Annotated in this window: 12 protein-coding genes; 8 read left to right on the plus strand and 4 right to left on the minus strand. The window is 25.5% G+C overall.

Annotated elements, in window-relative coordinates; all coding sequences use genetic code 11:
* Window positions 1-56: 56 nt before the first annotated feature.
* Window positions 57-1037 (minus strand): hypothetical protein, encoded by a 981-nt coding sequence (locus tag Q1J48_RS04215; RefSeq protein WP_300361478.1) that lies wholly within the window; start codon window positions 1035-1037, stop codon window positions 57-59.
* 197 nt (window positions 1038-1234) lie between these two features.
* Between Q1J48_RS04215 and Q1J48_RS04220 the strand changes: the two genes are divergently transcribed.
* The 6 genes from Q1J48_RS04220 to Q1J48_RS04245 all read left to right on the plus strand — a co-directional run bounded on the left by Q1J48_RS04220 (window position 1235) and on the right by Q1J48_RS04245 (window position 7952).
* Window positions 1235-3970 (plus strand): DUF3427 domain-containing protein, encoded by a 2736-nt coding sequence (locus tag Q1J48_RS04220; protein ID WP_300361479.1) that lies wholly within the window; start codon window positions 1235-1237, stop codon window positions 3968-3970.
* 10 nt (window positions 3971-3980) lie between these two features.
* On the plus strand, window positions 3981-4634 hold the full coding sequence (locus Q1J48_RS04225; RefSeq protein WP_300361481.1) for an HAD family hydrolase: 654 nt from the start codon (window positions 3981-3983) through the stop codon (window positions 4632-4634).
* A gap of 14 nt (window positions 4635-4648) precedes the next feature.
* The gene (locus tag Q1J48_RS04230) at window positions 4649-5308 is read left to right on the plus strand and encodes a response regulator transcription factor (protein WP_300329078.1); all 660 of its coding nucleotides are present in this window, start codon (window positions 4649-4651) and stop codon (window positions 5306-5308) included.
* Window positions 5298-6608 carry a HAMP domain-containing sensor histidine kinase gene (locus tag Q1J48_RS04235; protein ID WP_300329075.1) on the plus strand — a complete coding sequence of 437 codons (1311 nt, stop codon included), beginning with the start codon at window positions 5298-5300 and terminating at the stop codon, window positions 6606-6608. The genes Q1J48_RS04230 and Q1J48_RS04235 overlap by 11 nt, the downstream gene beginning before the upstream one ends.
* Before the next feature lie 51 nt (window positions 6609-6659).
* Entirely contained in the window at window positions 6660-6974 is a 315-nt protein-coding gene (locus tag Q1J48_RS04240; protein WP_300361483.1) for a hypothetical protein, read from the plus strand.
* Between the two features lie 195 nt (window positions 6975-7169).
* Complete coding sequence (locus tag Q1J48_RS04245) at window positions 7170-7952, plus strand: sulfite exporter TauE/SafE family protein (protein ID WP_300329069.1); 783 nt, start codon at window positions 7170-7172, stop codon at window positions 7950-7952.
* Window positions 7953-8014: 62 nt separating this feature from the next.
* Here Q1J48_RS04245 and Q1J48_RS04250 read toward each other — a convergent pair whose 3' ends face one another.
* The 3 genes from Q1J48_RS04250 to Q1J48_RS04260 are packed head-to-tail and all read right to left on the minus strand — an operon-like array spanning window position 8015 to window position 9952.
* Entirely contained in the window at window positions 8015-8704 is a 690-nt protein-coding gene (locus Q1J48_RS04250) for a M48 family metallopeptidase (protein ID WP_300329067.1), read from the minus strand.
* Window positions 8705-8706: 2 nt separating this feature from the next.
* Window positions 8707-9213 carry an NUDIX domain-containing protein gene (locus Q1J48_RS04255; RefSeq protein WP_300361485.1) on the minus strand — a complete coding sequence of 169 codons (507 nt, stop codon included), beginning with the start codon at window positions 9211-9213 and terminating at the stop codon, window positions 8707-8709.
* 16 nt (window positions 9214-9229) lie between these two features.
* Window positions 9230-9952 (minus strand): HAD family hydrolase, encoded by a 723-nt coding sequence (locus Q1J48_RS04260; protein WP_300329063.1) that lies wholly within the window; start codon window positions 9950-9952, stop codon window positions 9230-9232.
* A gap of 375 nt (window positions 9953-10327) precedes the next feature.
* On the opposite strand from Q1J48_RS04260, the gene Q1J48_RS04265 reads away from it, so the two are divergent.
* Window positions 10328-10663, plus strand: coding sequence for an HU family DNA-binding protein (locus Q1J48_RS04265; protein ID WP_300329060.1), 336 nt, complete (start codon window positions 10328-10330; stop codon window positions 10661-10663).
* Between the two features lie 159 nt (window positions 10664-10822).
* Window positions 10823-11194, plus strand: a 372-nt coding sequence (locus tag Q1J48_RS04270) for a hypothetical protein (protein ID WP_300361488.1), incomplete at its 3' end; no start/stop codon positions are given.

An 11194-nucleotide genomic window follows, 5' to 3' on the forward strand; every position in this document is an offset into this window, starting at 1 on the left:
TCAATCCTTAACAATTAATAATTTAATACAATAGGTTCATCATAGAATGATTAGTACTATTTAAAAAATTTAGAACCAACTAAGAATTCAGGTATTTTTATATCTTTTTCAGATAATTTTATTTTGATAGTTTCTTTTATAAGATCACTTAACATTTGATCAATCTCAATAAGTCTTCTTTTAGACTCTTCTCTTTCTACATAAAGATTATCCTCTTCATTTTTTCTTCTAGTAACATCAGCGTGCTCTTTTCTTTCCATAAGAACTTCTATTATGTTATCAGTTAATTTTGAGAATATAGAATATTCATCCATATAAATATTAGAATAATTTTTAATCTCTAACCATTGATTTTCAATAGAGGAAACTTTATTTTTTATAGCATCAAAACTTCTTGAAAAAGCAAACTTATCTTCAGTTAAGATTTTTATTTTTTTATCATAATTTTTCTCTAAAGATAGTTCAACAGATATAGAAGCAAGATTTCTAAGAGACATATGTGCAACACTAGAAATAGCTGGACCATTTCCTTTTGCGAAGTCATCTTTTTCACCTTTTAAGTTATTTTCAATTAAGGCCTCACTAGATTCAACTAAAGAAAGAAGAGAGTTTCTATATTTTTCAAGTCTATCTCTAAGTTCAAAAGTTTTTTCTTTTAATTCTTCCTCTTCTTTTTTCTGAAGTTCTTCAATCTCAATAGTTAATTTTTTAATTTTTGTTTCATAAGAAGCTAATTTTAATTTTGCTTTTATTTGGGAAATTTTATCAACAGCATCATCAGAAATAGAAGGAGCGTTGTTAAGCTCAGTTTCAATTAATTGAAGTTCCTCTTTTTTTTCCGCAAACTCCTCTGAATATTTAGAAGATAGTTTTTGATTTTCAGCTTGAACATATAATTCTATTTTATTAAGTACATTTTCAACTATATCATCAATAGAATCAAAAGATATTTGTGAAGCACTAATAAAAATATTATCTTCATTTATTACTTGTTCAGTCTCTGGATTAATAATATTTCCATTGTTAAAAATAAACATATTTCCTCCCGATTATTAATATTTATATGAAATTTTTTTAGTAAATTTAATAATTTAATTGTATCATAAAAAAGTTTACGAGTAAAGAAAAAGTATAACCCAAACAAATATTTGATAAAAAAATCTTAAGAAAAATAAAAAGCATTAAATTTCTTTTTTTGATATAATAAAACTAGAAAAAATATTTAGGAGATAAGATGAAATTTAAGTTAATTGGGAATAATTCATATTCTATACTTGAAAGTTTAAAAAAATCTTTAGAAGAGTGTAATGAGTTTTTATTTATAGTTTCTTTTATAAGATTTTCAGGGATACAAATTTTATTGGATATATTAAAAAAGCTCGAAGAAAAAAATATAAAAGGAAAAATCCTTACTTCAAACTATATGAATGTTACAGAAAAGAGAGCTTTGGAGAAGATAATAAAATTTAAAAATATAGAGTTAAAATTTTTTGATGGTGATATTCAAGGGTTTCATCCAAAAACATATATTTTTAAAAATGAGAAGGGAATAAAAATATTACTTGGTTCTTCTAATATCTCTTTTGGTGGGCTTAAAAGTAATATCGAATGGAATAATGAGATCTTTTTTGAAAAAGATGATAATGAGATAGAGGAAGTTTTAAATGAATATAATTATATTTGGGAGAGATCTTTTCCCTATGATCCATTAAAATTTAATGATTCAAATTATATAAAGGATGATTATAGAAATAATGGACGAGAGATAAAACCAAATTATATGCAAAATCTAGCTCTTGAAAATCTAAAGAGAATTAGAGAGAATGGAGGGAAAAGAGCTCTAGGAATATCTGCCACAGGGACAGGAAAAACATATTTAGCTGTTTTTGATATAAGAGAGTTTAAACCTAAAAGAGTTTTGTTTGTAGCTCATAGAGAGGAGATATTAAACTCTGCCCAAATAAGTTTTAAAAAGATAATAAAAGAAAAAACTTTGGGAAAATATACAGGGAATAAAAAAGAATTGGATAGAGATTTTATTTTTTCAACAATCCAAACTTTACATAAAAATTTAGATAAATTTGAAAAAGATTATTTTGATTATATAGTTATAGATGAGGCTCACCATATAGGAAGTGAAACTTATAATAAGATTTTAGATTATTTTAGTCCAAAGTTTTTATTGGGGCTTACAGCCACTCCAGAGAGATGTGATGGCTATAATATATATGAGGTGTTTGAAGGAAATATACCGATGGAAATAAGGCTTAGAGAGGCCCTAGATAACGACTTGGTATCCCCTTTCCATTACTTTGGGATAACAGATATAAAAGAAGTGGATTTATCAGATGTAGATTTAAATAAAATAGATGAAGTTGCTAAAAGGTTGATGATAAATAAAAGGACTGATTTTATTTTAGAAAAAATTAAATTTTATGGTTTCTCTGGAAATAAAATGAAAGCTCTAGGATTTTGTGCCAATATAAATCATGCTAAATTTATGAGTGAGGAATTTAATAAAAGAGGGGTTGTAAGTGAGGTTTTAACTGGTGAGGACAGTCCAGAAAAAAGAGAAGAAATAATAAAAAGGTTGGAAGATAATGAGGATAATCTAAAAATCATTTTTACCGTTGATATTTTTAATGAGGGTGTAGATATACCTAGTATAAATTTGGTTCTTATGCTTAGACCTACAAATTCTCCAATTGTTTTTATACAACAACTTGGAAGGGGACTTCGTAAAACTAAGGAAAAAGAGTTTGTAACTGTTTTGGATTTCATAGGAAATCATAAAAAAATATTTTTAATAGCTCTAGCTTTATCAGGAAATACAACCTATGATAAGGATCATATAAATCATCAAATAAGATCAGATTTTTCATCTTTTTCAAAATCTGCCTATATTGGAATGGACGAAATTTTAAAAGAGAGAATACTAGAACAAATAGAAAATGAAAATTTTAACACATTAAAGTATTTAAAGGAGGAGTATAATAATTTTAAAAATTATTTAAAAAGAATTCCAAGTTATTTTGATTATATAGATTGTGAGGGAGCTCCAAATATATATAAATTTATTTTAAAATATAAAAGTTATTATAATTTTTTAAAATCTATCGGAGAGGATATTTTTAAGACAGATGAAGGTGAAAGAAAAATAATGGAAGAGGTAGAAAGTTATCTTCCATTAAAAAGAATATATGAGATACTGATAATAAAATTACTATTGGAAAAAGATGAGATAGGGATAGAGGATTTAAAAAGAGAGATAAGAAAATATCAAGAAAGTTTTGAAGAGAAAACTATAATTCACTCTTTTAAAAATATATCTTGGGATTTTTTAGATAGCAGTGATAAAAAAAGAAAAACTAAGTTAGTAGAGAATGAAAATTTTATTTTAAGAAAGACAGAGATATTTAAGAAAAGTTTAGAGAATAAAGAGATAAAAAAATATTTAGAAGAGGCTATACTTTTTGGAATAAGGGAGTATATAAATAAATTTGGAAATAAAAATTATGGAATACCATTTTTAAAATTAAATGAAAGTTATTCTATGAGAGAGGTGGCACTATTAAGTAACTACGGGAAACTACATAGTTCTTATAGAAATGGGATAAACCCGAGTGAAGATAAAAAAACTTTTTACCTTTTTATAAATTTAGAAAAAGATGATGAGATGAAATTTAAATTTAATAATACTATTATAGATAGAAGACACTTCACTTGGTTTACTAAAACAAGCACAAGTATAGATTCAGAGGTTGGACAAAATTTTATAAAAAATAGGGAAAGAGGGATAGTTTTACATTTCTTTATTAGAAAATTTAATAAGATAGATGGGATAACTCAACCTTTTGTATATGTAGGACAGGGGGATATTGTTGAGTATAGTGGAGAAAAACCAATAAAATGCAGGGTAGAATTAAAAAATAAAATAGATAAAGAAACATACGAAGAATTTACAAAATAAGGAGAAAAATATGAAAACAAAAGGGATATTATTTGATTTAGATGGGACACTTATGAATACTTTAGAGGATTTGACAGATAGTACTAATTATATTTTAGAAAAAAATAACTTTCCAAAAAGAACAATTGAAGAGATTAGAAGTTTTGTGGGAAATGGAATAAAAAAACTTATAGAAAGAGCAGTGCCAAGTGGAACTGATGAAAATAAAATAAATGAGTGTTATGAAGATATGCTAGTGTATTATAAGGATCACTCAATGATAAACACAGGACCATACATAGGAACAAAAGAACTTATAGAAAGATTACACCAAGAGGGATATAAAATAGCTGTTATTACAAATAAGGCTCAAAATTCTGCTGATATAATAGTTAATAAATTTTTTGGTGATTCAGTTGATTTAGTTATTGGGGATAATAAAAAAATGCCTCTAAAACCAAATCCAGCTGGAATAAATAAAGTTTTAGAGTATTTCAATTTAACAAAAGAGGAAGTAGTTTATATTGGAGATTCTGAAGTGGATTTACAGACAGGAAATAATGGAGAGGTTAGAACTATACTTGTTCTTTGGGGATTTAGAGATAAGGAATTTTTACAAAAAAAAGGTGGAGAAGTTTTTGCTAATAATGTAGAAGAGCTAGAAAAACTTATAAAATTGAAATAAAATTTGGAGGAATTATGGGGAAAAAAATACTTATAGTAGAAGATGAAATAAATTTATTGCAAGTTTTAAAGGATAGTTTAGAAAAAGAAAATTTTGAAATAATTGAGGCTTGCAATGGAGAGATAGGTATGGATCTATTCTATGAAAAAAAACCTGATTTTATTTTACTTGACATCAATCTTCCTAAAAAAAACGGTTGGCAAGTGTGCCAAGAGATTAGAGAAGAGTCAAATATCCCAATAATAATGATGACAGCTAGAGATTCGGAAATAGATGAATTGAAAGGTTTGAATATAGGAGCAGATGACTATATTACAAAACCATTTAATTTAAAAATATTAATTGTAAAAATAAAAAAACTTTTAAAAATAGATGAGAATAGTAGCTATAAAAAAGGAGAATTATTTATAGACTTTAAAGGGGGAAAATTAACAATCTCCAATGAAGAGGTTGAACTTACAAGAAGAGAGATACAATTTTTAGAATATTTAATAAGGAATAAAGGGATTATATTTACAAGGGAACAACTTTTAAATGAAATATGGGGATTTGATTTTGAAGGAAATGATAGAGTTGTTGATACCCTAGTAAAAAGAATAAGAAAAAAATTGGGAATTTATAGTGAAAATATAAGAACAATAAGAGGGATGGGATATATTTATAATGAAGATTAAGATTAATTTTTTTAGGAAAATTTTTATCTTATCAATATTCATAGTATTTTTTACAGTGGTAGTTGGTTATATTTTAAATATTTTTTTCTTAGATAGATTTTATATTTATAGAAAAAAAGAAAGTATGAGGATAGCAGCTGAAACTACAAAAACTTTGATTTCAAAAAAATATAAAGATGAATTTGAAGAGTATAGAGAGGACTTAAAAGACAAAGAGGGAATAGATATTTCAATAGTCAGAGGGAAAAATCATTTGAGAAGAAAGGGAGAGGTTGGAAAGATAAGAGAGGGGTTTAATATTACAAATATCGCAAGAACCAACAGTAAACTTTTAATATATAATGAGACTTTACCAGATAATAGAAATTTAGTTTTAAGAACCTCACTTTCTGTTATGAGTGCTCATAAACATGAGATGAATATATTTAACTTAGTGACAACTATAATATCTGTTTTTATAAGTATGATTTTAGGAAGGATATTTTCTAAAAAGATAACTTCTAATTTAGAAAAATTAAATAAAGCTACTAAAAAAATATCAGTTTTGGATTTTTCAGAGAAAATAGATATAAAATCTGGTGATGAGATAGAGGAGCTAAGCAACAGTATAAATACTATGTCAAAGGATTTAAATTCTTCAATAGAAAATATAAAATCTTTTTCTTCAAATGCCTCTCATGAACTAAGAACTCCAATAACAGTTATAAATACTTATGCTCAAGCTTTAACAAATGGTGTTGCAAAAACTGAAGAAGAGAGAAAAAAATATTATAGTGCTATTTTAAAAGAAAGTAATAATATGTCTGACTTAGTTAATAATCTGCTTATTATTTCAAGACTTTCTTCTCCGGGAATAAAATTAAATAAAGAGAAAATAAATCTTTTGGATTTAATAAAAGAGAGTATTGAAAAGTATGAGATTTTAGAGCTTGAAAAAGATATTGAGTGGGATATAAAAATAAAAAATGAAAGATTAATCTGTGATAAAAAAATATTTAAAATAGCTATGGATAATATTATTCATAATGCTTTAAAATATTCAAAAGATTCAGAAAAAATAAAAATATATAGTTTTGAAAATGAAATATGTATTGAAAATAAGATAGAGAATAAAATAAAAGATGTAGAAAAATTATGGGAACCTTTTGCAAGGGGAGAAAATGCCAATGAACTAAAAATCCAAGGCTATGGTTTAGGATTAGCACTTATAAAAAGGATAATGGATTTAAATAATATTCCTTGTGGAATAAAACTTAAAGATGAAAACTTTATATTTTATTTTGACATATTGAGGTCATAAATAACTGGTAATATTTTACTACAAAGGAAAAACAAATGGCGGAGGTAAAATATGAAAAGATTTATGGTAGTAGCAGCAATGATGACTTTAATAGGAAGTATGGCTTTCTCAAAGGACACATACAGAAGAGGGGATTATCATCATAACAGAGGAGGATATTGTCACGAAAATAATTACAGAAATGGTGGTTACAAAGATAGCGAAAGTAGAATTCTTATGGATGAAAAGAGAATTGAAATAAGAAAAGAGTTATTAAAAGATAATCCTGATTGGACAAAAATAGAAAAATTAAAAGTTGAGATGGCTACTGAGTCAGCTAAATCAAGCACAGAGAGAATGAAAGAAAGACACGAATCAAGAAGTTAAAAAGAAATGAAGCAAGTAATTGCCCCAGCAAATAAGTAATAGATTCATCAAAATGGAAAACCTTTTTTATGTTGATATAAAAGAGGTTTTTTATTTTAAATAGAATATTGTTGATAGAAAAAAAGTGATTCATAAATTTGAAAAAAGTGATATAATATACAAAGGGAATAAAAAAATATTAAGGAAGGGAAAGAGATGGAGAATTTATTTAATCTAATAGTATCACTATTAGCAACAACAACAGGGGCAATAAGTGGAATAGGTGGAGGAATAATAATAAAGCCATTATATGATGCTTTTTCTGGTTTACCTATATCAACAATTAACTTTATGTCTGGATGTACAGTTTTTTCAATGAGTATTGTTTCACTTTTAAAAAGTAGAAATAGTGGGGCAAAATTAGATAAGGTTAAAAGTACAGTTTTAGCTTTGGGAGCAGCAGTTGGTGGAATAATAGGAAAACAAGTTTTCCAATGGACAAGAGAAGTTTTAAAAAATGATAATTTAATTGGAGCTGGACAAGCAGTTATTCTTATTATAATGACTGTTTATGTATTTTTCTTTATAAAAAATAAAGATAAGATAAAAATGAAAAATATTGAAAACTTAATTGTAGCAGCAATAATTGGATTTTCTTTAGGGATGATATCAGCATTTTTAGGAATAGGTGGAGGACCAATAAATATTGCAATATTAGCATATTTCTTCAATATGGATTCAAAAACTTGTTCATTAAACTCAATATATATAATTTTCTTTTCACAAACAACAAGTTTAATTACAACTTTTGCTACAAAAACAGTTCCTACATATGATACTATGGGATTAATATTTATGATAGTGGGTGGAATAGCTGGAGGATTCTTAGGAAGTACAATATCTAAAAAATTATCTAATAAGGGTGTAGATAAAATATTCTCAGTTGTTTTAGTTGTAATCTTAATGATTTGTGTATATAACTTTTTTAGATTTATTTAATTTACAGAATTTTTTTTACAGGCTCATAAAAAATGCTAGAGGAAATTTTCCTCTAGCATTTTTTAATTTTCCATTCTTCCAAGTTTACTTCTTTCTTTCCAATCAGGCATAAATTTTGCCACATAGTTATAAAAATTTTTACTATGGTTAGGGTGCTCTAAATGAGCTATTTCGTGAAGAACTACATATTCAGCAAATTTTCTACTTTGTTTAAGTAGTTCACTATTTAAGTTTATATTTTTTTTGTAAACTTCACAAGATCCCCAATTTCTTTTCAAAGTTTTAATAGTAAATTTATTAATCTTTTTTTTAGTCAATTGAAGATAATTTTTTAAAATCTCTCCTAAGATAGTCTTACCCTGTTCTCTATACCAATAATTTACAATATCTCTTTTATAATCTCTATCATTGGGATGTTTTGTAAATATATATAGTTTATTATCTCTAAAAAGAATTGAATCTCTATCACTTTCAGTTATTACAAGTAAGAATTTTTTTTCAAATATATTTAAAATCTCCCCTGTTTTGTATTCAAGCCTATTTTTTTTAATAGTTTTTACTTTTGAAAGACTGTCTATTATCCACTTTTCTTTTCGAACTATCATATTTTCTACTAAGGTTAAAGGAACTCCCTCTGGAAGAGAGATTTGAAGTTCCTCTGTGGTTTTATTTACTTTTAGAATGATACTTTTTATTTTTTTTCTTTTTATATCTATTTTAATATTTTTTAAACTTTCAGGTAATTTTAACATATTTATTTATTTTGAAAATTTAATAATTCATATACTTTTACAAGATAAAAAGTTTTAAAGTCTTCAGACTTCTCTAAAACCTCATTAAAATCAAACCATTTTCCCTCTAACTCTTCCCCTTCATCTAAGTGTAAAGATTTTTGAGTGGCTCCATTTTTTAATTTTAAAATGTATAGGCTTAATTTTTCCTCTGTATATCCTGGAGATATAGCTAGAGGTTTTTTTTCTATGTATATGATATCATAATCTTCTTTATTGTATCCTCCTTCTTCAGAAACTTCTCTATAAAGAGCATCCATATCTATTTCTCCCGGATCTATAAGTCCAGCTATAACTTCAATAGAATTTTTTTTAAGTCCAGGTCTAAATTGTTCTACGAAATATCCTTTTTTTCCATCTTCAGAAACTAAAAGAGCAGCAATGGCACTTTGTTTTTCTAAGTATTCTAAAGTCATTCCATTTTGAGGATGTTTCATTTTTCTAGGTTTTAAAAACATAAATTCTTCCATTTTTATTATCTCCCTTTTATTTAAATAAATTTTCTACATTTAAATCTACTTTATAGATAACATCTTTTCTTTCAATTATTACTTGAACCTTATCATATATATCTTTATCATTTCTCAATTTTTCAAGAAATTCTTTAGATGGATTGATAGCAATAGGATTTCCCACAGATTTTAACATAGAATAATCCCCGCTTGTATCTCCATAGGCATAACTTTTATTTAAGTCTAAATTATATTTTTCACAAAAATAGTTTAGACTTTTAATTTTATTTTTTGAATCCCACATAGGTGAAATTTCTCCAGAAAATTTACCATCTTTAATATGGTAGATAGATCCCTTGTAATCATCAGCATCAAATTTTTTAGCCATTCTTTTAACTAAAAAATCAGGACTTCCAGAGATGAAAATAACCTTATGTCCTTGTTCCTTGTGCCATTTTATTCTTTCACGAGTGTAAGTATAAACTCTATTTCCTCTTAAATTTAAAACTTGATCTGATACAAAATCATTATCTTTTTCAGCTATCCCTCTCATTGCATTGACATAGCTCTCTGTTAAAGATAAAAGATATTTGTCATAGTCCCCTTTTCTTTCAGTCCAAAGAGTAAAAGGTTCTTTGACAGTTTCTTCATAAGCTAGAGGATCAATCAATTCATATTTTATCATTTTTTTGAAATGCTCAATCAGAAGAGAATTTCTATAAATAGTTCCATCAATATCAAAAAAAGCTCCAATCATATTTTTCCTCCGTTACAATATAATATTATTTAATATTTTATCATATGAAAAAACTTTAATAAAGTATTTTTAAAAATTATATTGAAAAAATAAAAAATTACTAAAATATTAACACAAAGATACTTTTTATTTTTTTGATTAAAAAAATAGATTCTATACGAATAATTTTAATTTTTTAGGTAAAAAAATCTATTAAAATTAAAAAAAATAGATATAAAAAAAATCAAAAAATTAAAAAAAAGATAGCTTAAATATTGGCCTATATTAAAATAAAAATAAACCTTAAAAAAATTATTTTTTAGCTTTTATTTTCTTTAAAAATATGATACTATTTTATAAACAAATAAAAAAATAATTTAACGGGGGGAAATAGTTATGATGAAAAAAAAGGATTTTGTGGCTTTATATCAGGAGTTAGGAAATATTGAGAACTTTACAACAGCATCTCAGCAGGTTGAACTTTTTATGGAAACAATGAGAGTTGCAATGGAAAGAGATGAACTTGTAATTTTAAGAAAATTTGGTAATTTTGAAAAAAGAATATTAAATGGAAGAGCTGGAAGAAATCCTAAAACAGGTGAGTCTTTAATAACTGAAACAAAGTATAGAGTAAATTTTAAACCAGCTTCAACTTTTAATAAAAGAATAGATGATTATACGAAAGAACAGGAAGAAAAAAAGAAATCTACAAAAAAATCTAAGAAAAAATAGAGAAAAATAAAAAACTAGATTAAAATTTTAATCTAGTTTTTTTATTTAAATAATTTTATTATAATATAAGTATTAGATTGACATATATACTAAATATGAAGTATACTATATTATTAGATAAAGTATTTTTTGTTACAAAGAAATTGAAGGAGACTTGATATGAAAATAGAATATTTATACAAAAATATAGAATTTACTTCTAATATTGCAAAGGAAATAATACCAGCTATATTATTAAAGTATAGTACATTAAAAAGAGAGAAATTAATAGAGATGGTGTATCTATATCATATTCTTAATGGAGGATTAGAGACTAAGAATAATGAAAAATCAAATATTAAAACAGCTCTTACAGATTTAAAAGAAAAAGAGATAATAGAACAACCAAAAATTGGTTACTATCAACTAACTGAAAAATATCAAGCAAAAATTAAATTGGGTGAAGATAATTTAATTAAACTTCCGTTTGAAAGACAACCTGAAGAAGAGGTAGAGGTTGAAGATTTAGAAGAAGAGGTAAAAAACTTATGT

Origin of the sequence: Fusobacterium sp., assembly GCF_029258315.1 — a bacterium.
In the GTDB taxonomy this organism is placed as follows: Bacteria; Fusobacteriota; Fusobacteriia; order Fusobacteriales; family Fusobacteriaceae; genus Fusobacterium_B.